Origin of the sequence: Mesorhizobium sp. M1E.F.Ca.ET.063.01.1.1 (assembly GCF_003998155.1) — a bacterium.
In the GTDB taxonomy this organism is placed as follows: Bacteria; Pseudomonadota; Alphaproteobacteria; order Rhizobiales; family Rhizobiaceae; genus Mesorhizobium.
Window position 1 is genome coordinate 1 of sequence record NZ_RZSC01000019.1, and the last position, 24087, is coordinate 24087.

The following is a 24087-nucleotide window of genomic DNA, read 5'->3' on the forward strand; positions in this document are numbered from 1 at the left end:
GCTGATCACCGACACGCCGGCGATCACCGCCGCGGCCACAGCCGCCGGCGCCGAGGCTGCGCGGAAAAAAGTGCCGGGTTTCCTTGGCCTGCATCTCGAAGGGCCGCATCTGTCCATCGCGCGCAAGGGCGCGCATGATCCGGCCCTGATCCGGCCGATGACGGACGCCGACCAGGCGGCACTGATCGCCGCGCGCCGAGACCTGCCGGTGCTGCTCACCACGATCGCGCCGGAATCGGTCGAGCCGGCCCGCGTCACGGCGCTGGCCGAGGCCGGCATTGTCGTCAGCCTGGGCCATTCCGACACCGACTATGCCACGGCGACGGCCTTCGCCGAGGCCGGCGCGACGGTCGTCACCCACCTCTTCAACGCCATGAGCCAGATCGGCAATCGGGAGCCGGGGCTGGCCGGCGCCGCTATAGATACCGGCGGTCTCTACGCAGGCATGATCGCCGACGGCATCCATGTCCATCCCGGCACGATGACGCTTGCGCTCAATGCCAAGAAGGGGCCGGGCAAGATCCTGCTGGTCACCGACGCCATGGCGACAATCGGCACAGACATGACCTCCTTCACGCTCAACGGCCGCACCATCTATCGCAAGGACGGGAGTCTGAGGCTTGCCGACGGCACGCTGGCCGGCGCCGACCTCGACATGATTTCCGCCGTGCGCTTCGTCCACCGCGTCGTCGGGATCGATCTCGACGAGGCGCTCCGCATGGCATCGCTCTATCCCGCCGAGGCAATCAGCCAGGCGCACCGGCTCGGCCGCTTCGCCAACGGCACCGCCGCCGATATCGTCGGCCTATCGGAGGGCCTGGATGTCAAGAACGTCTGGATTGGGGGCAAGAAGGTTTTGAGGACCTGAGCCTTCCTGCGTTAAGGTGACGAGAAGCTTTGAGACGCTGGCGTGACAGCACCCCCTCTGTCCTGCCGGACATCTCCCCCGCAAGGGGGGAGATTGGTAGCTTCTGCGCCCCGCTCAATCCTGCAACGTTGGTGATTGGCGAAAGCCGCGGTGACGTCCGATCTCCCCCCTTGCGGGGGAGATGGCCGGCAGGCCAGAGGGGGGTGCGAAGGATCACGACCGATCTCACCCTTGCATCGCCTTCGTCGTCGAAATGCCGACGAGCGTCAGCTGGCTTTTCCCGCCGTGTAGATATCCTTGTACGCCTCGCGCAAAACGTTCTTCTGCACCTTGCCCATCGTGTTGCGCGGCAGTTCGTCGACGAAGATCACCTGCTTCGGATGCTTGTACTTTGCCAGCCGTCCGGCGATGGCGTCGGCAATGTCGGCGGCGCTGATCGCCGATCCCGGCTTGCGCACCACCACCGCCGTGACGCCCTCTCCGAAATCCGGATGAGCGACGCCGATCACGGCGCTTTCGCTGATGCCGGCAAGCGCGTCGATCTCGCTCTCGATCTCCTTCGGATAGACGTTGTAGCCGCCCGAGATGATCAGGTCCTTGCCGCGGCCGACGATGTGGACATAGCCGTCGGCGTCGATCAGGCCGAGATCGCCGGTGACGAAGAAACCGTCATCGCGGAACTCGGCCTTGGTCTTCTCCGGCATCCGCCAATAGCCGGCAAACACATTCGGCCCCTTCACCTCGATCATTCCGATCGCGCCCTGGGTCAGCGGTTCGGCCGTCTCGGGATCGGTGATGCGCAGTGACACGCCGGGCAGCGGAAAGCCGACCGTGCCGGCGCGCCGCTCGCCGTCATAAGGGTTGGACGTGTTCATGTTGGTCTCGGTCATGCCGTAGCGTTCGAGGATGGCGTGGCCGGTGCGCTCGCGCCAGGCATTGTGCGTCTCGGCAAGCAGCGGCGCCGAGCCGGAGATGAACAGCCGCATATGCCTGGCTGCATCTTTTGTGAGCCCATCCTGCTGCAGCAATCGCACATAGAAGGTCGGCACGCCCATCAGCGCCGTGGCGCGTGGCATCAGCGACAGGATGCGGGCCGGATCGAACTTCTGCTCAAAGAACATCCTGGCGCCGGCTATCAGGATGACGTTGGTGGCGACGAACAGGCCGTGCGTATGGAAGATCGGCAGCGCGTGGATCAGCACGTCGTCGGCGCCGAAGCGCCAGTGCCCCACCAGCACGCGCGCGTTGGAGGCGAGGTTCTCGTGGCTGAGCATGGCGCCCTTGGAGCGGCCGGTCGTGCCTGAGGTGTAGAGGATGGCGGCAAGATCGTCGGGCCTGCGCGCGGCATCGTCGAAATCCGCCGGCTGCAGCGCCGCGCGATCCGCAAGCGTGCCCCGCCCGTCGGCGCCAAGCGTCAGCGTCGCGGCATCCGCCGACGCGGCAAGCGGTTGGATGGTGGACGCCTTTTGCGGATCGCAGACGACCAGCCGCGGTTCCGCGTCACGGAAGAAATAGTCGAGCTCCGGCAGCGTATAAGCGGTGTTGAGCGGCAGGAAGACGGCGCCGGCGCGCAGACAGGCGAGATAGAGCAGCAAAGCTTCCGGCGTCTTCTCCACCTGCACGGCGACGCGATCGCCGGGCTGGACGCCCGCCTCGACGAGCGCATGCGCATATTGCCCGGACCGCGCCAGCATCTCGCCATAGGAGATAGAACGCCCGTCGTCCGTCTCCATCAAAACACGGTCAGGCGCCGGCATGCTGGCGCGAAAGGCGTCGAACAGGTGATTGGTCATCGTCTTCCTCTGGACTTGTGGCTGACGCATTCAATGCATCGGCCTGGCCAGAGCGATATCAGATTTGCCTGCCAGAGCAATTCCAGGAAAGTGCGCAGCGGTTTTCCGTCCGGAATTGCGAAAAATAAGGAGCTAAGCATGTCTCCCGAAGGTGGGAACCGGTTTCGGGGCAAAGGCATGCGTAAAATCAAAAACCTAAAGCGCACGGAGCGAATCTTAAAGATCGCGACGCGCTTTAGGGCAGCTATTTGCGGGCGCGCGGCGCCTTGCCTGAGCCGGCCCTTGGATCGTAGCCCTGGTTGAAGCGCGCCATGCACATCTCGGCGGTCAGCCGATAGTGGCTGAGCAAGGCCTCGACCGCGGCGTCGGCATCGCCATCCAGCGTTCGCTCGGCAATCGTCCGGTGCTCGGCGAGGTCATCGCGTTCGGAGCCTGGGCCGCGCTGCGAAATCAGCCGGTAGCGGGAGGCCTGGTCGGAAAGCTGGTCGCAAAAACCGATCAGCCAATGCGACCGGCACGCCGAGATCAGCGCGCGATGGAAGGCGCGGTGCAGCGTCTCCCATTCCGGATTGTTGGTCGCGGGGTCGTCGGACTGGCGACGCTCGGCGCGCGCCAAGCGGTGCAGGGCGAGCACCAGCTGTTCTTCCCACTCGGCCGTGCGATGGGCAATGGATTCACGCAAGGCGCGTTCCTCCAGCCAGCAACGCGTTCGGGTCAGCTCTTCGAGCTCCGCCGCACTCACCGGCATCAGGAAGAAGCCGCGCTGGTCATGGCGGCCAAGCAGGCCCTCCGCGGCGAGGCGATTGAGCGCCTCACGCACGGGCGAGGCGCCGGCGCCATAGCGGGAAACGACCCATTCGACGCGCAGCTTGCCCTCGGTTTCCAAAGCTCCACGCAGCAGGTCTTCGCGGAGCTGATGGTAGACCGAGCTGGCAAGCGTGCTCTTGGCACCCTTGCCTTCGCCCGTATCGGCGTTTCCGTTTGCCAATTTGACTCCTGTTGCTTGCCCCTGTTTTTGCCAGGGTCCCTCGGCAAAGCAATCTCGTACGCGTATCATACAGCCAGGCATTGCCGCCTAAAAGCAATAAGGTGACGATATTCGATCGAATAAAGTAAATTCCCTCAGAAAAAGCTGATGTTAAAGGGCGACTTGATATAACTTGGTATATTGAACAGCCGTTCGGCCGCGCGGCGACTTTTTGTTAGAAACGAGATGTCTATGTCTCTAGTTGGCGGCCCTGTCGGCTGCTGAGCGGATTGCCTCGATATTGGCCCGATAGGCCTCGACGCTGCCGCCCTTGAAGATGGCCGCGCCCGCCACCAGCACGTCGGCGCCGGCGGCCGTCACCAACGGCGCTGTTTCCGGCGAGACGCCGCCGTCAATCTCGATACGGATCGGGCGGTTGCCGATAAGCGCCTTCACCCTTCGCACCTTGTCGACGATTGCCGGGATGAATGCCTGGCCGCCGAAGCCCGGATTGACGGTCATGATCAGGATGAGGTCCAGCCGGTCGAGCACGTATTCGATCGCTGTTTCCGGCGTCGCCGGGTTGAGTGAGACACCGGCCTTCTTGCCGAGACCTTTGATCGTCTGCAGCGAGCGGTCGAGATGCGGGCCGGCCTCGGCATGGACGGTCATGCCGTCGCAGCCGGCCTCGGCGAAGGCCGCCAGATAGGGGTCGGCCGGCGCGATCATCAGATGGCAGTCGAAGAAGGCCTTGGTGCGGTTGCGGATCGCTTTAACCACCGGCGGGCCGAAAGTGATGTTGGGCACGAAATGACCGTCCATCACATCGAGATGGATCCAGTCGGCCCCGGCGGCCGCGACCGCCTCGACCTCGTCACCGAGCTTCGAAAAATCCGACGCCAGCACCGACGGCGCGATCAGGGTCTTCTTGCTCATGATACGGCCTCTCCCGGCATCGTCATCGGCGCGCTGGGCAGCGCACCTTTCATGCGGGTCTGCCTAGACCATCGTCCAGGCTAGGGGAAGCATGTTTTCCGCAACCGCCAGCAGGCGCACAAAACGCGGCTCCGAAGCAGAAAGGAAGAACCCGCCGGATTGCTCCGGCGGGTTCGCGATGTGGCGGCGGGCTCCATTATTGGAGGTTGTTGGTCGCCGGGTTCCGCTGCAACCTTGGTTGGTTCCTTGGCACCAGCTGCTGCAGGATGTTCGGATTGAGCAGCAGGTTCGGATTGATCTCCAGTCCCGGCCGTCTGCGGATCGGGAAGCAATCCGGATACCGTCCGGTGGTCCCGACCGGGCAGCGCCGCCTTATGATCGGCTGGCAGATACCGTCGATCATCTGCGAACCCGGGGCGCATTCGGCATCTTCGAACGTGCCGCATCTGCCTTCTATCACCTCGGTGCCGCGCGGACACACGCACGCGCCGCGCTTGTTGAGGACCTGGCCGCGGATGGAGCAGGTTTGCGGCTTCTTGATCGGCGCGCAGGCCTTGCCCTTCAGCTCCGTTCCCCTCGGGCAGACGCAATCGCCGTCGGCATTGCGCACCTGGCCGCGGATGCGGCACTGGCTGGGCGGCTGCTTGTCGGGCACGCAGGCCCTGGCGGCGCGGTCGAGATGCGTGCCGTCAGGGCAGACGCAGCCATTCGCTGTCGGCACCGCGCCGCGGATCGTGCATTTCGGCGGTATGACCTGACAGACGCCGTTCACCAGCTCGCCACGCCGGCACACGCAATTGCCGTCCTGGTCGCGGTACTGGCCGGGACGCAACGTGCATTGCGGTTCGGGCTGCTCGCCCTGCACGCATTTGCCGTTCTCCAGTTCCGTGCCGCGCGGGCAGACGCAGCGTCCGTCCTCGGTGCGGATCTGACCCTTGAGCAGCACGCAGCGCGGCGGCACCGGCAGCGGTTGCAGCTTGCCGCTGCCGGAACTGCACTGGCCATTGCGGAAGGTCGTGCCGTCCGGGCAGGCGCAGCGGCCGGCCGCGTTCAGCACCATGCCGTTCGAGCACTGGTTCTTCACTTCACGTTTGATGGTGAAGGGATGGCAGGCATAGGCCTTGCCGCGATCGCCCTGCACATTGGCCGGGACGCGCGACAGCACGTCGCCGCCTTGCACCGGCGTGTTCGGCGACAGCACGCCGACGCAGTTCTGCCCGCTGACCACGCCCTGCAGGTTGGCGAGCCGGCTATCGTCGGGGAGGATCACCGTGACATGATGCTTGTGGCTCTCGCCGGCGCCCAGAGTCAGGTTGGCGATGCAGGACGCCGGCAGCGTCGCCGGCTCCGGCGAACAGCCGAAGGGCGGGTCGATCGACGTGATCTGAACGCCTTCCAGGCGGCCCAGACCATCGATGCCAATCGCATCGCCGATGCGGACCGGGCCGGAGAAGGCGCTCGGCCCATCGTTCGTGATGCTGACGTCGAAGGAGCAGGGTTGGCCCGGCTGGCACTCGGCATCGCCGGTCTTCTCGACACGGATGGTCGAGGCGCCGCCGCCTTTCGCGCAGGCCTGGCCGATCGGGTAGACGATGTCGTCTCCCGGCGCCGGCCCGTAGGAGCCGCGCGCGCAGTTCTCGAACGCGCCATTGGCGCTCACCGTCACGTCGAAGTGCCGGCTCTCTCCGGGCGTCATCACGGCGCCGGGAATCTGGCACGACAGCGTGTTGGCAGGCACCGGCCCGCAGCTCCAATCCGCGCCGTCAGGCGTCACGGTCTGGATGGCAACCGGCGCACCGCCCGATATAAGCGTGGCGGCATCGCTGACCCGCACCGGACCGGTGGGAGCAGCCGCGCCGGCGTTGCTGACGGTGATGCGGCAGGAAACCACCGCGGCCCCGGCGAGCGAACCATCGCACACCTTGGTGATGCGCAAGCCGGGCTGGCCGCCATTCGGATGGCGGATGCGTTCGGTCGCGCAGGCCTTGTTGTTGGCAAGCTCGACCTCGCCGGAAATGGCCTTCACCTCGGCGCAGTTCTCCACCCTGTCCGGCCGGTAGTTTGCCGGCATGACAGCCTTGACGACGATCGGCGTCGATGCGCCCGGAGGCAGCGAGATGCCGGCATTGTCGCAGCGGAATTGGCCGGGGCCGTTCGGGCCGCAGGTCCAGGGCGGGCTCGGCCCGAAGGTCGAGGAGGTCGGCGCGCCGCCAGGATAGGTATCGACCACCGTCAGCGGCCCGTTATAGGTGCTGGTGCCGTTGTTGATGATGTCGATCACGAAGGTGCAGATGCCGTCCGGCGTGCAGACCGGGATGCGGGCGCGCTTCTTCAGGATCAGGTCGACCTTCTTCTCGACCGGAGGCTGGCACCGCGGGTCGCGATCGCCACGGCGGCAGATCGGGATCGAGGCGCAGGCGCGGTCGTTCTGCTGGCTACCGAACAGCGGCTTGCCGCTGGCGTGGTAGTCATAGGCGGCGCAGTTGCGCAGCACGCTGCCCTGCCAGCCTGCGGCCGGCTTGAAGCCGAGCTTGAGGTTGACGGAGGCGCCGGGGTTGAGCGTCGTCACCGGGTGGGTGCAGGTCATCGGCGCCGCTCCGGGCACGCAGATCCAGGGCGGGTTCGGTCCTGAGGAAAGAACCGAGCCGGCAGGCAGCGTTACTTCATCGAGGACGATCGTGCCGTTGTAGGGCGCGTCGCCGACATTGGTGACGGTGATGGTGAAGTCGCAGCCGCCTGCCATCGTGCAACGCGGCACCTCGGCCCACTTCTCGACCTTGAGGTCGGGCTGCTCGGGCGGGCACCTGATGTCACGCGGAATGACGATGTCGATCGTCTGCGTGCAGCAAAGTCCCCAGCCTTCCTTCGGCCCGGCATAGGTGTCGATGCCGGTGACGACGAGATGGATGGCCTCGCCGGGCGAGGCGCCGATGATTTTCCAGTCCAGCACGCCGCCGCCGGCAGGCACCTGCTGGATATCGGGAACGATGGTAATGCCGGGCGTCGTCGTCGACACCTGCACCCACTTGCCGCCCATCTCCGGGCCGACCGGCATGTGGTAGATGAAGGCGCCGCCGCCAGGCACGCAGTCGACCGTGCCGCGTTCGACCTTGAAGCACTCCTTGGTGGGAGGCGGAGGCGGCGGGTTGCATTTGGTCAGGTCGATCTTGATCGAGGTCTTGACGCCGGTGAGGAAATCGCCGTCCTCGGGTTTATCCGGATCCTGCGAGGGAATGGTCGTTGCCGGCCCGCCTCGCAGCGAGACCTTGATCTCTCCCTGGTTGTCGACCGTCGCCGGCACGGGAAATGTCGCATGGTCTATCTTGGCCGTGATCCGGAAGGTGATGACGCGCTCGTTCGCGGCACCCTCGCCATCGACGTTGGCAGCGCTGATCCGGAAATTGGAAACGCTGGCCGTATCGTTCGGACCGGCCGATGAGCTGATCGCGCCAGCGGGCAGCGGTCCGCCGGAGGCGCTGGTGCCGTCGCCGGCGACATCCACGCCGACGATCTGCAAGCCGTGCGGAAGCTGGTCCTTGAAGTCGAGCCTCGTCGCTTTCAGCAGGGCCGCCACGCTTGGCCGGTCGAAGTCCTGCGGGTCGCCGTGGATGCCAAAGCTCAGAACATATTCGACGGTATCGCAGCTTCGCTGACCGCCCTTCTTGGTGAAGAAGGGTATGATCCGGCCGAGTTCGGAATTGATGCCGCGCGGTTGATTGGCGGCCTGACTGGACGGTGCGGTATTCTGGGCGAGCGCCAGCGATGCCGGCATCATGGCGACCGCGATACCGGCCGCCATCAGCCAGCGCGCGCCGCGCCTGGCGTATGACAGGGGTTTCAAGATCGTCTCCATGATGGTTTTACGCGAGGCGAAGCGGGAAAGGGCGAGATCGCTCATCTGTCCCTCCTCGGCGCTTCGCAGTCGACGGCCGGCGTCCTGAGCGGCAGCGTCATCTTGCAGCAAGGGTAGTAGCCACCCTTGTCCCGGTCGGACTTGCGGTAGAAGCAGAGACCGACATTGACGGTGTCGCCCGGATTATGGCCGGTGATGTCGATCGTGTAAGGCTTGCCCGGCGCGTGCGACATGGGTGAGGTCACCCCGACGCCGGGCGTCTTGGACAGAGCCTTGATCGAATCGCCGCCTAAGCCGGCGTGGTCATGGAGATAGAGGTCCGCCTGGAGGCCACGGGGCGTGCAGAAATACTGCACGTCCTCGACATCGAGGCAGGGAGGCAAATTGCCGGGCGGTGGGAAGTCCGGCGGATAGAAGGGAGGCAGGAAGCCGCCGGGGATTTCCTCATAATAGCCGGCGCGGCCTTCGCACGGACGCCAGACCCTGACGTCGCCGACATGGCCTTGGACGTCCGGGTCTTCGAAATAGCCGTCGAAGTCGACGAACCATGAGCCGAAGGGCGGCACATTAGCCGGCTTGACCAGCGCGCTCGGAGTGAGCTGCACGCCATGCACGGCGAGCGGCCCACCGGCGGCAAGCCGCTCGGCAAGCTCCGGATTGTCGCGCAACTTGTCGCCGGTGTTGACGACCGTGTCGGTGCAAACGGTGGTGTCCAGATTGCCTTCGGCATCGTAGCGGTATTGCAGGTCGACGCCGCCGGCCGACTGGCGATTGTCTTGCGGGAAGCCGATCGCATATTCCTGCGGCGCCTCGACCCAGACCGATTCCGTCGCCGGATCGTCCGGATCCTCGCGCCAGTAGCGGACGACCTCGCCTTTGCCGGAATCGGCGAAGCGGCTGTAGTCGTAGCGGTTCTCGACCGGGCCGCGCTGGGCTAGATACATGAAGCCCTCGTTGTCGAAGGCGATGTCGGTGACGGCATGGTCCTGGTCGGCCTTGACCGTCAGCTCCCAGCGCGGATCGCCGGCGAAGCCTCCGTCGCTCGCAATGCCGACCGACCAGATTTCGGCTTTCTCGCCGACGGAATAGTAGAGCCGGCCGCCATGATAGGCGACCGCCCAGACGCGGCGCTCGTCCTGCGTATAACCCCAGGTTCCAGGGTCTTCGCTGTCGAAGGCCGCGGCCTGGATGTCCATCACGGCGCCGTCGTCGGCGACGGGGGCCAGCCCATGCGCCGGACGCCCGGCAACGCCATGATCGAAGCTGTCGATCAGATTGCCGTCGGGGTCTATGCGGTGGATCACGCCGTTATCGAGATCGGAGGCAAAGAACTGGCGGTGGGTGGGATCGAAGGCGAGGTTGCCGATGCCGGGCCCGCTGTTGGTGTCGATGTCGGCGAATTTCGATACGGCTCCGGTGATGCCGTCGATCTTCCAGATCGTGCCCGGTCCGCCGCCGTTTTCGGTGCCGAACTGGCCATCCATGAAGGTCGCGCCCGCGGTGCCGCGGCGCTGCCGCTCGGGGCGGCCGTCATCGTCGGCGTCCGGCGTGACGATCTCGATGCCGTGCAGCGAGGTCGCCGCCGCATAGAGGTTGGGGATGCCCGACGGCACGCCGTCGCGCATGCCGTCATCATAAGTGAGGCCGAACACCTCGCCGATCTGACCCGCCGTCACCTCGAAGGGCGGCGGCGTGTAGACGAGTTGGCCGGAGGCCGGGCCGCCGAGGCGCGAAACGTCGAAAATGCGCAACGAGGCCTGCGATGTGTCGATGAACGTTTCGTCGACCGGGTCGACGCCAGGCGGCAAGCCCCCCTCGGGAGAGTCGAAATCGGGAATGACGGTGCCGGGAAAGCCGGTCACCGCCATCGAGCCCGGATAGATGATTTGTGTTTCCTGGGCCTTTGCCGCGCCGCCGAGCCAAAGGCCGGCGGACAGCGCCAGGGCAAGAACTCCGCCGGTTGTCGTTATCGCGCGGCGCAGACCGCCGGCGCGAGAAGCCACGAACGAGCCGCGGTCGCAAAACATTGAACTCCCCCCGAAGTCGTCGGAAGAACCATCCGTTTTCGCCGCGCATATCAGGGCAAGGCGCGGCGTTCCGGCTCGTTCGTCCCTGAAATAATTGTCTGTTTTCCGCTTGGTCACGATACGACGGCTGCCTGGCAGGGTCAACGGAATCAGCCGAAAGCCCAGCGCATCGACCTCGTCCCGAAGACGGTGGCCGCGCTGGACTCCTGTTGCTCCCGGAGACCACCAAGTCTCAGGGTTTCTGCTCATTGGGGCTTTCCTTTCCGGCCCGCACCATGGCGGTGCCTGGTCGTCAGTCGCGAGCTGACGCGGAAAGGTTCAATGCGAGAGGCGCGCCGGGACGGAGGCGCTGTCTTTACAGCCCGACAAGATCACCAGATCCAGTCGCCCTTGCCGAGTGTGGACACCGCCTCGACGATGCGGGTGAAGCTGGCTCGCGCCCGGCCGACCGTATGCCGGGCCCTCAGATAGCCGTGCACCAGCCCCGGTTCCTCGAACCAGTAGGCATGCCCACCGGCTGCGATGACGTGGTCGCGATAGGCCTCGCCGTCGGAGGACAGCGGGTCGCATTGGGCGGTGATCAGCACCGTGGGCGGCAGGTAGGCGAAATTGGCATCGGCGAGCGGATACAGGGTGATGTCGCCGGTGCGGTCGACGCCGCCGGTGCGAATGCTCAGGTAGAACTTGGTATCGCGCGCGGTCAGCATCGGCGCCTCGGCATGCGTCACATAGGAGCCGCGAGAGCGGTCGCCGCCGAGGCTGGGATAGATCAGCACCTGGCCGATCGGCTTCTTGATGTGGCCGCGCGTGGCATGAGCGACGGCGGCGCAGAGATTGCCGCCGGCGCTGTCGCCGCAAAGCAGGACCGGGCAATCGTAAGTCCCTGCCGCCCACTCGTAGGCGTCCATGACATCGTCGAAGGCGGCCGGATGCAGATGTTCCGGCGCCAGCCGGTAGTCGACCGACACCACCTCGTAGCCGGTGCGCGCGCAAAGCTCGGCGCAGACATCGTCATGACTGTCCAGCCCGCCGAGGATGAAGCCGCCGCCATGGACATAGAGCACCATGGCGCTCTTGTCCGGCGCCGCAGTGCTATAGATGCGGATCGGAATGCTGTCGGTCGGCGTGGCTATTGCCGTCGTTTCCGCCGTCACGCCTTGCGGGTAGCCGGCGAAGAACTCGCGGCACATCCGGTCGTAGATGGCGCGCTGCTCGCCCATCGTGTAGTCGATCGTGTCCGGCGGGTAATAGGAATTGGTCTTCTCGATGAAGGCCCAGGTCTCGGCGTCGATCAGGGTTTTGTAGTCGGTCATCGGCACTCCTTACCTCCCCCTCGATGGGGGAGATCGCCGCGGAGCGGCGGGTGGGGGTGGCGGCGCTTCACCCCGCCCCGGACCTTCGGTCCGACCCCCCCCATCGAGGGGAGGGTAAGCGGCGTCATTTCCCCTTCCACATCGGATTGCGTTTCTCCGCAAACGCCCGGAACCCTTCCATATTATCCTCCGAGCCGTAGAGAATATCGACCGTCGGCAGCTGCCGGCGGGTCACCTTGTTCATCGCATCCTGGAAGGTCAGCGCTTCGGCCACCCGCGCCGTCTCCTTGATCGCGGCGAAGACCAGCGGCGGGCCGCTGGCAAGCAACCGTGCAATCTCCCAGACGCGGTCCTCGAGCTTCTCCTTGGGCAGCACTTCGTTGACCAGGCCCCAGCGGTGCGCTTCCGCCACGTCCATCCAGCGGCCGGTGAACAACAGGTCCATGGCGATATGGTAGGGAATGCGCTTCGGCAGCTTGATGGTGGCGGCGTCGGCAAGCGTGCCGGCGCGGATCTCGGGCAGCGCGAAGGAGGAATGGTCCGAGGCGTAGATCAAGTCGCAGGAGAGCGCCAGCTCGAAGCCGCCGCCCACCGCCATGCCGTTGACGCAGGCGATCACCGGCTTGTTCAAGTCGCGCAACTCCTGCAGCCCGGCGAAGCCGCCGACGCCATAATCACCGTCGACCGCATCGCCGGCGGCCGCCGCCTTCAGGTCCCAGCCGGCGCTGAAGAACTTGTCGCCGGCCGTCTTGACGATGGCGACGCGCAAGCCGGGATCGTCGCGGAACGCCTTGAACGTCTCGCCCATCAGCCGCGACGTCTTGAGGTCGATGGCGTTGGCCTTCGGCCGGTCGAGCGTGACTTCCAGGATGGTGTCTTCGCGGCGGGTGGTGATGACGTCAGCCATTCTTCTTTTCTCCAAGCACCAGCAGGGCGTCCGCAATCCAGGCGCCCTTGCCTTCGGCGCAGACGATCAGCGGGTTGATGTCGAGCTCTTCGATCTCGCCTTCGTTCTTCTGCACGAAGTCGGCAATGCCGGCGATGGCATCGATGGCGGCCGCGACGTCGGCCTTGGGCCGGCCGCGATAGCCTTCGAGCAGAGGGTAGAGCCTCAGGCCGCGCAGCGCCGCCTCGATGTCGTCGCGCGTGGCCGGCAGCATCAGGGTGACGCTGTCGCGCAGCAGCTCAACCAGCACGCCGCCAGTGCCGAGCGTCATCACTGCACCGAACATCGGATCGCGGGTGAAGCCGACGATCAGCTCGGCAACGCCGTCGCGCACCATGCGCTCGGCATAAAGCCCGGTGCCGAGCGGCAGGAGGTCATGCGCCGCATTGCTGACGGATTCGGCATCCTTGAGGTTCAGCCGCACCGCGCCGACTTCCGACTTGTGCGTGACGCCGAGCGCCTTGAGCGCCACCGGAAAACCGAGAGCCATCGACGAGATCACCGCCTCGACCGCGTTGGCGGCACGCTCGCCCTTCGGCACCGGCAGGCCGGCCTCGATCAGACGCGCTTTGGCCTCGGCCTCGTCGGGCGTGACATGATCTCCGTCCGTCGCACCGGCGGCAGACGTGTCGACCGGCTGCGCCTGCGGCTCCCGCCAGGCCCAGCCGATGAAGGCCGCCGCCTGGGCGGCGTCCATGGCTTCCGAAATGCCGAACAGCGGCACCATGCCGCGCGCCATCAGGCCTGCGGTGTATTCCTCCGGCAGGTTCTCGGGCAGCGAGGAGACGATCGCGCCCTGTGCCCTGTTGGTCTTCAGCGCCGCCTCGAAGGCGCGCAGCGTCGCCCACCAATCGGTGTCCGAGCAGCGGTCGGGACGCGGGAAGTCGAGCACCAGCATGTTGAGGTCGAAGCCGCCCGACACCATGGCGGTGAAGGTGGCCGTCATCGCCGGCTCGTTGTTCCAGATGAAGGTGTGGTAGTCGAGCGGATTGGCGACCGCGACCAGCGGCCCGAGCGTCGATTTGACATGGGCGCGGTGCTCTGAGGTCAGTGTCGGGAAATGCACCCAGCGCCCTTCGGCGCTGTCGGCCATCACGGAAGCCTCGCCGCCCGAACAGCTCATCGACGACAATTTGTAGCCGGGCAACGGCCCGGTGATGTGCAAGAGCTTCAGCGCCTCGATGAAGGCCGGAATGGAATCGACGCGCGCGATGCCGAGCCGCTTCAGGAAGGCGCCGGAGGCAGCATCGGAACCGGCGAGTGAGGCCGTGTGCGACACCGTCGCCTGCCGTGCCTGTTCCGAGCGACCGACCTTCATCGCGATGATCGGCTTCTTCAGCTCACGCGCTCTCGCCGCCAGCATCTCGAAGCCGGCTACGGAGTCGAAGGCTTCGATATGCAGGCCGAGCGATGTGACGCGCTCGTCCTCGATCAGGCCGAGCGCCATTTCCGAAAGGCCGGTCTGCGCCTGGTTGCCGGCCGTCATCAGGAAGGCGATCGGCAGGCCGCGTTTCTGCATCGTCATGTTGATGGCGATGTTGGACGACTGGGTGATGATGGCGACACCCTTGCCGCCTTCCGGCAGCCTGATGCCGCCATGTTGGTCTGGCCACAAAAGCGCGCCGTCGGCATAGTTGATCAGGCCATAGCAATTCGGGCCGATGATTGGCATCTCGCCGGCGGCGCCAACGAGTTCGGCCTGCAGCCGTTCGCCGTCCTCGTCATAGGCCTCGGTCTCGAGGAAGCCGGCGGCAAAGCAGACGGCGCCGCCGGCGCCGCGCTCGGCCAGCGCCTTGACGACTTCGATGGTGAGATGCCGGTTGACGCCGACGAAGGCGGCGTCCGGCGCTCCGGGCAGATCGGCGACGGAGCGGTAGGCCTTGCAGCCGGCGACCTCGTCCTTCGTCGGGTGCACCGGCCAGATTTTGCCGGCAAAGCCCATCTTGATCGACTGCGCGACGACGGCGGCGGCCTGCGCCCCGCCGAACACGGCGATCGATTTCGGGCGCAGGAGGCGTTCGAGTTTATGCATGGTCATCTTTTCGTTTGAGCACGATCTTTTCCGAAACCGGGGCCCGGTTTCGGGCGATCATGCTCTAAGCCCCGAACGGGCGCAGCAACGCCCGCGAAATAATATGTCGCTGAATCTCCGAAGTGCCTTCCCAGATGCGCTCGACGCGCGCGTCGCGCCAGATGCGTTCCAGCGGCAGGTCGTCCATCAGCCCCATGCCGCCATGGATCTGGATGGCTTCGTCGGCAACGAAAGCCAGCATCTCGGTGGCCTTCAGCTTGGCCATCGCCATGTCCTGGTCGGTGACGGTGCCCTGATCGTACTTCCAGCCGGCTTCGAACACCATCAAATCGGCCGCCTTCAGTTCCGTCGCCATGTCGGCGAGCTTGAACGACACGCCCTGGAACTTGCCGATCTGCTGGCCGAACTGCTGGCGCTGCGCGGCATATTCGATAGCGTGCGAAAGCGCGCGCTCGGCGCGGCCGAGGCAGGTGGCGCCGACCTGCAGGCGGGTGGCACCGAGCCAGGAGTTGGCGACCTCGAAGCCCTTGTGCACTTCGCCAAGCACTTGGCTCGCCGGCAGTCGGCAGTCGTCGAATTCGAGGATCGAGTTGGTGTAGCCGCGGTGCGAGACATTGCGGTAGCCGTCGCGCACCGTAAAACCCTTGGTGCCCTTGTCGACGAAGAAGGCGGTGATCTTCTTGCGCTTGCCGCGCGGTGAATCCTCCTCGCCCGAAGCCATGAAGACGATGGCAAAGTCGGCGATGTCGGCATGGCTGATGAAGTGCTTGGTGCCGTTGAGCACCCAGTCCGAGCCGTCCTGAACGGCGGTGGCCTTCATGCCGCGCAGATCGGAACCGGCGCCGGGCTCGGTCATCGCCAGGCAATCCCATTTCTCGCCGCGGATGCAGGGAAAGAGATACTTTTCCCGCTGCTCCGGCGTGCCGGCAAGCAGGATGTTGGACGGACGCGCGACACAGGTCCAGTGCAGCGCGTAATTGGCGCGGCCGAGCTCCTTCTCGTAGAGCAGCCAGCTCACCGTATCGAGGCCGGCGCCGCCGACATCGGCCGGCATGTTGGCCGCATAAAGCCCGGCTGCGATCGCCTTGGCCTTCAGCTCGTCGATCAGCTCGCGGCGCAGCTCGCCGGTGCGTTCCACCTCGCGCTCATGCGGATAAAGCTCGTTCTCGACGAAGGCGCGCGTCGTCTCGACGATGAGCTTTTGTTCTTCCGAAAGACCGAAATGCATCGCCTCAGCCCTTCTTTTTGCCGCTCTTCTTCGCCTTGCCGGCCTTTGCGGGCTTATCGGCTTTTGCCGGCTTGGCTGCCTTCTTCGCCGGCCTGGCGGCCTTCACTTTCTCCGCTTTGGCGGCCGGTTTCGCCGCCAGCTTGGCGAGCTGTTTCGTATAATCTTTGTGCAACGCGCCAGCGCCCCAGCCCTTGCCCTTGTTCTGCTTCGACAGGGCTTCCATGATCGCGACCAGATTGTCGTCGCGGATCTTTTCCAGCTCGCGGATCGACAGCCCATTCGCCTGCTCGTCGGACTGCGTGGCGATCAGGTCGACCAGTTCGTCGTTGAATTCGGGCACGTCCATCAGCTTGGTCCACGGCCATTTCAGGCAGGGTCCGAACTGCGCCATGAAATGGCGCATGCCGGCCTCGCCGCCGGCGACGCGATAGACCTGGAACATGCCCATCTGCGCCCAGCGCAGGCCGAAGGAATAGCGCATGATGTCGTCGAGTTCCTCGACGGTGCAGATGCCGTCCTTGACCAGCCACAGCGCCTCGCGCCAGGCGGCTTCGAGCAGGCGGTCGCCGACGAAGGCTTCGATCTCCTTGCGCACCACCACCGGCTTCATGCCGATCGAGGCGTAGAGCTCCTTGGCGACCTCGATCGCTTCGGGAAAAGTCTGCGCGCCGCCGACGATCTCGACCAGCGGCAGAAGATAAACCGGGTTGAACGGATGGCCGACGACCAGCCGCTCGGGATGCTTCTTCATCGCCACCTGCATGTCGGTCGGCTTGATGCCGGAAGTGGACGAGCCGACGATGGCGTTGGCCGGCGCGTGCAGGTCGATCTCGGCCAGCACCCTGTGCTTGAGGTCGAGCCGCTCCGGCACGCTCTCCTGGATGAAGTCGGCATCCGCCACCGCTTCGGCGATGGTCTTGGCAAAGGTGAGCTTGCCTTCCTTGGGCAGGCCGCCGGGCAGCATCTGCTTGTAGGCGCGGCGCGCGCCTTTCATCACCTCGCCCACTTTACGCGACGCTTCGGGATCCGGATCGAAGATCGATACGTCGATGCCGTTCAAGAGCAGCCGCGCCACCCAGCCGGCGCCGATGACGCCGCCGCCGATGGCGGCCGCCTTGTTGATGATGCTCATGGTCAGGCTCCGGTTCTTGTCTTGGCTGTTTCGGGATCGATAAGCGGCACACGGTCGCCGGCGCGGATCACCGCGGGGTCGTAGGCCTTGCGCGCGAAGACTTCGAGCACCAAGGGCCGGAAGAAACTGATCGGCAGCGTGTCGTAGTCGGGGTCGAAGCTCGACTGGTCCCAGCGTTCGCAGAACTGGTCGCAGTCGTCGAAATAAAGGTGGCCGGCGAAGCGGTCGCGGGCATGCCGGTCGCCGCCGAGATGATGCGCGTAATAGAGGCGCTGGAAATCCCCGTGCTTCTCCACCACCCAGGTGCATTGCTCGCGCACGAAAGGCTTCAGGATCGTCGCGGCATATTCATCGTGATTGTAGGGCGCGTAGATGTCGCCGATGTCGTGCAGCAGCGCCGAGACGAGCCAGTCGATGTCGGCGCCGTCGCGCCAGGCGCGGGTGGCGGCCTGCAGCGAATGGCCGAGCCGGGTGATCTTGTAGCCGGAGAGGCCCTGGTCGAGCTGCACCAGCGCGTCTAGCAGCCGATCGCCGGTCCTGGCGGCATAGTCGATCTCATGGGCGGTCAGGAATTCGTAGTCTTGCCTGTCGCCGTCCTTCATCGCGGTGAATTTGACGGTAGCCATATCGACACCTCAAATCACGCGGCTATCGGCGCCCGCTTGGTGAGATTGAGTTTCTTGCGCACTTCCTCCGGCCCGAGCACACGCGCACCGAGATTGGTAACGATGCTGGCGGCGCGTTCGACCAGTTGCGCGTTGGTGGCCAAAACGCCCTTGTCCAGCCAGAGGTTGTCTTCCAGGCCGACGCGGACATTGCCGCCGGCAAGCACGGCTGCCGCGACATAAGCCATCTGGTTGCGGCCGATCGAGAAGGCCGACCAGTTCCAGGTCGAGGGCACATTGTTGACCATCGCCATGAAGGTGTTGAGGTCGTCCGGCGCGCCCCACGGCACGCCCATGCAGAGCTGCACCAGCGCGTCCGGGTTCAGCACCTTTTCCTCGACCAGTTGCTTGGCGAACCAGAGATGGCCGGTGTCGAAGGCCTCGATCTCGGGCTTGACGCCCAGCGCCGTCATCATGCCGCCCATGGCGCGCAGCATGCCCGGCGTGTTGGTCATGACATAGTCGGCCTCGTTGAAATTCATCGTGCCGCAATCCAGCGTGCAGATCTCCGGCAGGCACTGGCGCACATGCTCCATGCGGTTGGTGGCGCCGCCCATGTCGGTGCCCTTCTCATTGAGCGGCAACGGCGCTTCCGGCGAGCCGAACACCATGTCGCCGCCCATGCCGGCGGTGAGGTTCAGCACCACGTCGACATCAGCCTCGCGGATGCGCTCGGTCACCTCGCGATAGAGATGCACGTCGCGCCTGGGCTTGCCGGTCTCGGGGTCGCGTACATGGCAATGGACGATCGCGGCGCCCGCCTTGGCGGCCTCGATCGCCGAATCGGCGATCTGCTTGGGCGAGCGTGGCACATTCGGGCTGCGGTCCTGCGTGCCGCCGGAGCCGGTCACGGCACAGGTAATGAAGACCTCACGGTTCATCGCGAGCGGCATCGTCTTTCCTCCCAAATTCGATCAGGCCACAGCATTGCTCGACTTGCAGGAAACTGTTTTGCGTTTTACGAAGTTCTCATGATTAAAAGCGAAAAGCCGACCATCTTTCGGTCCGAGCACGAAACGCTCAAGGTGACGTTCCTGGTGTTCTCCGGATCGTCCATCATGTGCGTCGCCTCGGCGGTCGACCCGCTGCGCGCCGCCAACCGCATTTCCGGCGAGACGCTGTTTGATTTCAAGCTGGTCTCGGTCACCGGCGAGGCGCCTGTCACGACATGCGGCCTGCCGGTTGCGGTCAGCGACCGCTTCGACGCGGACGAGCCGACCGACATGCTGGTCGTCGTCGCCGGCTTCGGCACGCAGAATTACACCACGTCGGCGTTGCTGGCCGGCCTGCGTCGCGCAGCGCGTTCGGCCCGCGCCTGCGGCGGCGTCGAGGCCGGCACCTGGCTGGTGGCGCGCGCCGGCCTGCTCGAAGGCCGCAGCGCCACCACGCATTGGGAAGACATGGAGGATTTCTCCGCCGCGTTCCCGGGCGTCGACGTGCGGCCGGACCGCTATGTCATCGACGGACCGGTCTTCACCTCGGGCGGCGCCTCGCCGACCTTCGACCTGATGCTGCACCTGATCCGCACCAGGCTAGGCATGGCCGCCGCGCTCGATGTCGCGAGCGTGTTCATCTACGACCAGGCGCGCGCGGCGACCGACGCGCAACCGCTGGTCTCGCTCGGCCGGCTCGACGGCTACGACCCACGGCTGGCGCAGGCGATCCGGCTGATGGAAGCGCATGTCGACCAGCCGCTGACCATCGACGCGGTGGCCAAGCGCGCCGGCGTGACGGCGCGGACGCTGGAGAGCATTTTCCGCAGGTCGATCGGCGAGACGCCGGGCGCCTATTATCTCAGGCTGCGGCTCAGCGCCGCCCGCCGCCTCGTGGTCGACACGCGCATCGCCATGACCGACATCGCCGGGCGTACAGGCTTTTCGTCGGCCGCGGCATTTTCCAGGGCGTTTTCCAGGGCTTTTGGCGAGGCGCCTGTCAGGCTGCGGCGCGGCTAATGCATGTCGCCCAAAAGTGCGCAGCGGTTTTGGGACGACGACATGCATCAAACAAAGACTCAAAGCGCGTCGCCTGAATCCGTCTCAGCGCGGCGCGCTTTGAGTACCCAATCCGTCGCCGCGGCGAGGTCGTCGACCAGCGCCGTCGGCGCCGGGTCGAAGCGTGTTTCGTCGCCGGGGCGGTACTTGCCAGTTCGCACGAGCAGCGCCGCGCCGAGCCCGGCGCTGAGCGCGCCGGCGACATCGCTCTCGGCATCGTCGCCGACCATGACCGCATCGGCCGCGCGGCAATTCAAACCGGCAAGCGCCGCGAGGAAGAAATCGGGCGACGGCTTGCCGAGCACGACAGGGCTTCGCCCGCAGGCGAATTCGAGCGCCGCGACGAAGGCGCCGGCGTCGAGACTGAGCTGGCCGTCGGCATCCTTGAAGGTGCGGTTGGTGGCCAAAGCCAGAAAATCGGCGCCGGCAGCCAGTTCGCGGAACGCTTGGTTTAGAGTCGCGTAGTCGAAGCCCTCGCCGGCATCCCCGACGACGACAGCTCGTCCGCTGCCGTCTTCCAGCCCTGAAAACTCGGCTTCGAGATTGGAATGGACGAGCAGATGCGGCCGGCGGCCATGCCTGCGCAGCCATTCGACCGCGGTGCGCGCCGGCGTCAGCAATTCTTCGTCCGCGACTTTGATGCCCATGGCGGCAAGCTGCGCAATGATTGCGCGGCGCGGCGAGCGTGTGGTGTTGCTGACGAAACGGAGCGGCAGACCGGCCTTGCGCAAACGCTCCACCGCGGGCACAGCGCCCGGTATCGGCGTGTCGCCATCATAGACGACACCCGCAAGATCGAGCAGCACCGCGCGTATCATCGGTGCAGGATGGAGAAACAGTCTCCGTTCGTCAAACCAGTGAAAATCAGGCCACGGAAAACAGGGCCACTTAAGAATCAGGCCGCGTCGCGGCCTTCGCGGACAATGCGTGAGCGCATGCTCTTGGCCAGCGCGGTTTCCAGTCGCGCGGCGACCGCGCGATCCCATTCGTTTGTATTGCGGCCGCCGTCTTTCGAATGCGGCAGCGCCATCAGCCGATCAATGATCGATCCAGCCTCGCCAGGCGAGAGCAAGGCGTCGATTTCGCGTTCGTGCTGCATACGTTTCGCCTCCTTCTTTCCTTCCCGCCGCATAGCCACACTATAGGAGATCCGTGACGGCTGTTTGAAGGCAAGAGCGAGGCGATTGAAGGGCGCTGCGGGGCAAAACCTTGTCATCGGTTTCAGCCCCGCGAAAAGCTGTTTTATCTTAGAGTCCGCTTGAACGACCGGCTGTGTGAGGGCGAGCGCCCTTACACGTAGCGGTTGACGATGTTCTCCAGCAGCTCTTGCCGGCCGGAGCGCGGCTGCGGCTCGATCTTCTTCTTGACCACACGCTCGGCGATCTCTTCCAGCGTGCGCTTGCCGGAAAGCATCGCCTTGCCTTCGGCCGTGCTCCAGCCGGCATAGCGCTCGGCCAGAGGAGCCGACAGAGCCTTGTCCTCGATCATTTTGGCCGCCGCCTTGAGGCCGCGCGCGCAGGCATCCATGCCGCCGATATGGCCGATCAGCAGGTCCTGCGGGTCGAGCGACTGGCGCCGCAGCTTGGCGTCGAAATTGGTGCCGCCGGTCTTGAAGCCGCCGCCCTGAAGGATCTGGTAATAGGCCAAGGCCATTTCCGGCACGTTGTTGGGGAACTGGTCGGTGTCCCAGCCGGACTGGTAGTCATTGCGGTTCATGTCGATCGAGCCGAAGACACCGAGCGCATTGGCCAAGGCCAGCTCGTGCTCGAAGGAATGGCCGGCGAGGATCGCATGGCCCTGCTCGATGTTGAGCTTGACCTCCTTCTCCAGTCCGAAGCGCTTCAGGAAGCCGTAAACGGTGGCGACATCGTAGTCGTACTGATGCTTGGTCGGCTCCTGCGGCTTCGGCTCGATCAGGATCGTGCCCTTGAAGCCTATTCTGTGCTTGTAGTCGACGACAAGGTTGAGGAAGCGGCCGGCCTGCTCCTGCTCGCGGGCGAGGTCGGTGTTGAGCAGCGTCTCATAGCCCTCGCGGCCGCCCCACAGCACGTAGTTCTCGCCCTTGAGCCGCTTGGTGATGTCGATGCACTTTTTCACCGTCGCCGCCGCATAGGCGAACACGTCCGGATCGGGATTGGTGGCCGCACCCGACATGAAGCGGCGGTGCGAGAAGAGGTTCGCCGTGCCCCACAGCAGCTTGACGCCCGTCTGCTTCATCTTCTCGGCAAAATAGTCGGCGATCTCGTCGAGGCGCGCGGCGCTCTCGGAGAAATCCTTGCCCTCCGGGCGGACGTCGGCGTCGTGGAAGCAGAAATAGGGCGCGCCGAGCAGCGAGAACATCTCGAAGGCGACATCGGCCTTCAGCTTGGCCAGTTCCATCGTATCGATGCCGCCAGGCTTGGCGAACCATGGCCGGTCGAAAGTCTGGCCGCCGAAGGGGTCGCCACCTTGCCAGGCAAAAGAATGCCAATAGGCGACGGCAAAGCGCAGATGGTCCTCCAGCCGCTTGCCGGTGACGACCTCGTCGGGATTGTAGAACCGGTAGGCCAGCGGATTGGTCGAATCCGGCCCCTCATATTTGATCTTCTTGATGTCGCCGAAAAATCCGCTGCTCATGGTTTCCTTCCTCTCCAAGTGCTTCGCCCGATTACCTCAGGCGTAATTGGTTTCGCTTCTTCGCGGGACGAAAAGGGTCATGTCGAAACGATCCAACGAAGGATGAAGACCATGACCGACCTCAACTCGATCGCCCGCAACTACATCACCGCCTGGAACGAGAGCGATGCGGCGCGCCGCAAGGCCCTGCTCGAGGCTGCCTTCACCAGGGCGTCAGCTATCGCGACCCGGTCATGCAGGGCGACGGCCACGACGGCATCGCCGCGCTGATCGACGGCGTGCAGCAGCGCTTTGCCGGCTTCCGTTTCTCGCTGAAAGGCCAGCCGGACGGTTTCGCCGACCGCATCCGCTTCTCGTGGATTCTGGGACCGGAGGGCGCAGAGTCCGTCATTGAGGGCACCGACATCGGCGTCATCGAGAACGGCCGCCTTAAGAGCGTCACCGGCTTCCTCGACAAGGTGCCGGCGCAGTGAGGCTAACTGGGGAGGGAAGGTGCGAGGCACCCCCCTCTGTCCTGCCGGACATCTCCCCCGCAAGGGGGGAGATCGGCTGTCATCTAGGATTTCGCCAATCTCCAACGCTGCAATAGTGAGCGAGGCGCCCGAGCTGCCAATCTCCCCCCTTGCGGGGGAGATGCCCGGCAGGGCAGAGGGGGGTGCCTCGCGCGTGCTCACGCGGTTACGGCCCGGATCGCCGGATAGAGCGCGCGGTAGCGCTGGTAGGCATCAGCATAAGCCCCGCCAAGGCCGGCGTCCGGCTCGATCGTGGCATCGGTCGCCGGCGCGGTGCAGACGGCAAGCGGATCGGCGCCGGTCGCTGCGATCAGGCCGAGCCGTGCCGCGCCGAAGGCGGCGCCGAAATCGCCGTCGGCCGGGATGTCGACCGGCAGCTGAAGCGCGGTGGCGATCGCCTTCAGCCAGTAGCGCGAGCGCGAGCCGCCGCCGATCGCGGTGACCCGAGTCAGCGTCGTGCCGGCCGTCTTCAGCGCTTCGAGACTGTCGCGGAAGGCGAAGGCGACGCCTTCGAGCACGGCCTGCGTCAGCACCGCACGGCTGGATTCATGCCCAAGGCCGGTGAACGATCCGCGGATGGCGGAATCATTGTGCGGCGTGCGCTCGCCGGAGAGGTATGGCAGGAAGGTTACGCCCGTCGGCGTCTTGAGTGTGTCGCCGAGCTCGGCGGTCAATTCGCCGGCGCCTTTGCCGGTGACGTCCGACAGCCAGTTGAGCGAATCGGTGGCCGACAGGATGACGCCCATCTGGTGCCAGGTGCTAGGTAGCGCATGGCAGAAGGTGTGCACCGCGCTTTCCGGGTTGGGCAAATAGGAGGCGTTGGCGGCGAACAGGACGCCCGAGGTGCCGAGCGAGACGAAAGCGTTACCTGCGCCGACCGTGCCCATGCCGCAGGCCGAGGCCGCATTGTCGCCGGCGCCGCCGGCGACCGGAATGCCGGCCGCAAGGCCCCATTTCGACGCGAGCTCGCCGCGCAAGGCGCCGGCTTTCGCCGTGCCTTCGACCAGCGACGGCATATGCTTCTCGTCGAGCGATGTCGCTTCAAGCAGCTCGGGCGACCAGCGGCGCCTGCCGACGTCGAGCCAGGAGGTGCCGGCCGAATCCGACATTTCCGAAATATGCTCGCCGGTCAGCCAGAGGCGCAGATAGTCCTTGGGCAACAGCACCTTGGCCACCTTGGCGAAGATTGCCGGCTCATTGTTCTTCGC

18 protein-coding genes and 1 pseudogene are annotated in these 24087 nt (G+C 65.3%); 3 read left to right on the plus strand and 16 right to left on the minus strand.

What is annotated here, in order from left to right; genetic code table 11:
- The coding region (nagA, locus tag EOA29_RS03580; protein WP_127220221.1) for an N-acetylglucosamine-6-phosphate deacetylase at nt 1-868 on the plus strand (868 nt) is incomplete at its 5' end.
- A 266-nt stretch (nt 869-1134) separates the two neighbouring features.
- On the opposite strand, the gene EOA29_RS03590 is transcribed toward nagA, so the two are convergent.
- The 12 genes from EOA29_RS03590 to EOA29_RS03645 form a co-directional block, all read right to left on the minus strand.
- Nucleotides 1135-2661, minus strand: coding sequence for a malonyl-CoA synthase (locus tag EOA29_RS03590; protein WP_126090650.1), 1527 nt, complete (start codon nt 2659-2661; stop codon nt 1135-1137).
- Nucleotides 2662-2905: 244 nt separating this feature from the next.
- On the minus strand, nt 2906-3649 hold the full coding sequence (locus EOA29_RS03595) for a GntR family transcriptional regulator (RefSeq protein ID WP_245464829.1): 744 nt from the start codon (nt 3647-3649) through the stop codon (nt 2906-2908).
- A gap of 237 nt (nt 3650-3886) precedes the next feature.
- A complete protein-coding gene (rpe, locus tag EOA29_RS03600; RefSeq protein ID WP_126090652.1) occupies nt 3887-4564 on the minus strand; it encodes a ribulose-phosphate 3-epimerase in 678 nt (225 codons plus the stop codon).
- Between the two features lie 196 nt (nt 4565-4760).
- On the minus strand, nt 4761-8462 hold the full coding sequence (locus EOA29_RS03605) for a DUF11 domain-containing protein (RefSeq protein WP_127220222.1): 3702 nt from the start codon (nt 8460-8462) through the stop codon (nt 4761-4763).
- A complete protein-coding gene (locus EOA29_RS03610) occupies nt 8459-10444 on the minus strand; it encodes a hypothetical protein (RefSeq protein WP_126090654.1) in 1986 nt (661 codons plus the stop codon). Before EOA29_RS03610 ends, EOA29_RS03605 begins: the two co-directional genes overlap by 4 nt.
- 371 nt (nt 10445-10815) lie before the next feature.
- Nucleotides 10816-11757, minus strand: coding sequence for an alpha/beta hydrolase (locus tag EOA29_RS03615; protein WP_126090655.1), 942 nt, complete (start codon nt 11755-11757; stop codon nt 10816-10818).
- A gap of 124 nt (nt 11758-11881) precedes the next feature.
- On the minus strand, nt 11882-12664 hold the full coding sequence (locus EOA29_RS03620; protein WP_126090656.1) for a carnitinyl-CoA dehydratase: 783 nt from the start codon (nt 12662-12664) through the stop codon (nt 11882-11884).
- Nucleotides 12657-14735: an acetate--CoA ligase family protein gene (locus tag EOA29_RS03625; protein ID WP_127220223.1), complete on the minus strand. Its 2079-nt coding sequence runs from the start codon at nt 14733-14735 to the stop codon at nt 12657-12659. The genes EOA29_RS03620 and EOA29_RS03625 overlap by 8 nt, the downstream gene beginning before the upstream one ends.
- 64 nt (nt 14736-14799) lie before the next feature.
- A complete protein-coding gene (locus tag EOA29_RS03630) occupies nt 14800-15963 on the minus strand; it encodes an acyl-CoA dehydrogenase (protein ID WP_066996076.1) in 1164 nt (387 codons plus the stop codon).
- A gap of 4 nt (nt 15964-15967) precedes the next feature.
- The gene (locus EOA29_RS03635) at nt 15968-17095 is read right to left on the minus strand and encodes a carnitine 3-dehydrogenase (protein ID WP_126090658.1); all 1128 of its coding nucleotides are present in this window, start codon (nt 17093-17095) and stop codon (nt 15968-15970) included.
- A gap of 2 nt (nt 17096-17097) precedes the next feature.
- Nucleotides 17098-17721 carry an HD domain-containing protein gene (locus EOA29_RS03640; RefSeq protein WP_126090659.1) on the minus strand — a complete coding sequence of 208 codons (624 nt, stop codon included), beginning with the start codon at nt 17719-17721 and terminating at the stop codon, nt 17098-17100.
- A gap of 14 nt (nt 17722-17735) precedes the next feature.
- Nucleotides 17736-18653, minus strand: coding sequence for a 3-keto-5-aminohexanoate cleavage protein (locus tag EOA29_RS03645; protein WP_126090660.1), 918 nt, complete (start codon nt 18651-18653; stop codon nt 17736-17738).
- Between the two features lie 78 nt (nt 18654-18731).
- Between EOA29_RS03645 and EOA29_RS03650 the strand changes: the two genes are divergently transcribed.
- Entirely contained in the window at nt 18732-19712 is a 981-nt protein-coding gene (locus tag EOA29_RS03650; RefSeq protein ID WP_126090661.1) for a GlxA family transcriptional regulator, read from the plus strand.
- Nucleotides 19713-19771: 59 nt separating this feature from the next.
- Here EOA29_RS03650 and EOA29_RS03655 read toward each other — a convergent pair whose 3' ends face one another.
- The 3 genes from EOA29_RS03655 to xylA form a co-directional block, all read right to left on the minus strand.
- Complete coding sequence (locus EOA29_RS03655) at nt 19772-20569, minus strand: TIGR01458 family HAD-type hydrolase (protein WP_126090662.1); 798 nt, start codon at nt 20567-20569, stop codon at nt 19772-19774.
- Between the two features lie 77 nt (nt 20570-20646).
- Complete coding sequence (locus EOA29_RS03660; RefSeq protein WP_126090663.1) at nt 20647-20850, minus strand: hypothetical protein; 204 nt, start codon at nt 20848-20850, stop codon at nt 20647-20649.
- A 191-nt stretch (nt 20851-21041) separates the two neighbouring features.
- Nucleotides 21042-22367 (minus strand): xylose isomerase, encoded by a 1326-nt coding sequence (xylA, locus tag EOA29_RS03665; RefSeq protein WP_126090664.1) that lies wholly within the window; start codon nt 22365-22367, stop codon nt 21042-21044.
- A 111-nt stretch (nt 22368-22478) separates the two neighbouring features.
- Here xylA and EOA29_RS03670 point away from each other — a divergent pair.
- Nucleotides 22479-22840: pseudogene (locus tag EOA29_RS03670) on the plus strand (nuclear transport factor 2 family protein).
- A 197-nt stretch (nt 22841-23037) separates the two neighbouring features.
- Here EOA29_RS03670 and xylB read toward each other — a convergent pair.
- Nucleotides 23038-24087 (minus strand): xylulokinase (xylB, locus tag EOA29_RS03680; protein WP_127220224.1); only part of this gene is annotated, 1050 nt, incomplete at its 5' end.

What these genes read in the sequence shown, in the direction of transcription:
- EOA29_RS03650 (WP_126090661.1), top strand. Translation starts at nt 18,732, where the DNA reads ATGATTAAAAGCGAAAAGCCGACCATCTTTCGGTCCGAGCACGAAACG.
- EOA29_RS03620 (WP_126090656.1), bottom strand. Translation starts at nt 12,664, where the DNA reads ATGGCTGACGTCATCACCACCCGCCGCGAAGACACCATCCTGGAAGTC.
- EOA29_RS03590 (WP_126090650.1), bottom strand. Translation starts at nt 2,661, where the DNA reads ATGACCAATCACCTGTTCGACGCCTTTCGCGCCAGCATGCCGGCGCCT.
- EOA29_RS03655 (WP_126090662.1), bottom strand. Translation starts at nt 20,569, where the DNA reads ATGATACGCGCGGTGCTGCTCGATCTTGCGGGTGTCGTCTATGATGGC.
- EOA29_RS03615 (WP_126090655.1), bottom strand. Translation starts at nt 11,757, where the DNA reads ATGACCGACTACAAAACCCTGATCGACGCCGAGACCTGGGCCTTCATC.
- EOA29_RS03610 (WP_126090654.1), bottom strand. Translation starts at nt 10,444, where the DNA reads ATGTTTTGCGACCGCGGCTCGTTCGTGGCTTCTCGCGCCGGCGGTCTG.
- rpe (WP_126090652.1), bottom strand. Translation starts at nt 4,564, where the DNA reads ATGAGCAAGAAGACCCTGATCGCGCCGTCGGTGCTGGCGTCGGATTTT.
- xylA (WP_126090664.1), bottom strand. Translation starts at nt 22,367, where the DNA reads ATGAGCAGCGGATTTTTCGGCGACATCAAGAAGATCAAATATGAGGGG.
- EOA29_RS03660 (WP_126090663.1), bottom strand. Translation starts at nt 20,850, where the DNA reads ATGCAGCACGAACGCGAAATCGACGCCTTGCTCTCGCCTGGCGAGGCT.
- EOA29_RS03645 (WP_126090660.1), bottom strand. Translation starts at nt 18,653, where the DNA reads ATGCCGCTCGCGATGAACCGTGAGGTCTTCATTACCTGTGCCGTGACC.
- EOA29_RS03640 (WP_126090659.1), bottom strand. Translation starts at nt 17,721, where the DNA reads ATGGCTACCGTCAAATTCACCGCGATGAAGGACGGCGACAGGCAAGAC.
- EOA29_RS03605 (WP_127220222.1), bottom strand. Translation starts at nt 8,462, where the DNA reads ATGAGCGATCTCGCCCTTTCCCGCTTCGCCTCGCGTAAAACCATCATG.
- EOA29_RS03635 (WP_126090658.1), bottom strand. Translation starts at nt 17,095, where the DNA reads ATGAGCATCATCAACAAGGCGGCCGCCATCGGCGGCGGCGTCATCGGC.
- EOA29_RS03625 (WP_127220223.1), bottom strand. Translation starts at nt 14,735, where the DNA reads ATGCATAAACTCGAACGCCTCCTGCGCCCGAAATCGATCGCCGTGTTC.
- EOA29_RS03630 (WP_066996076.1), bottom strand. Translation starts at nt 15,963, where the DNA reads ATGCATTTCGGTCTTTCGGAAGAACAAAAGCTCATCGTCGAGACGACG.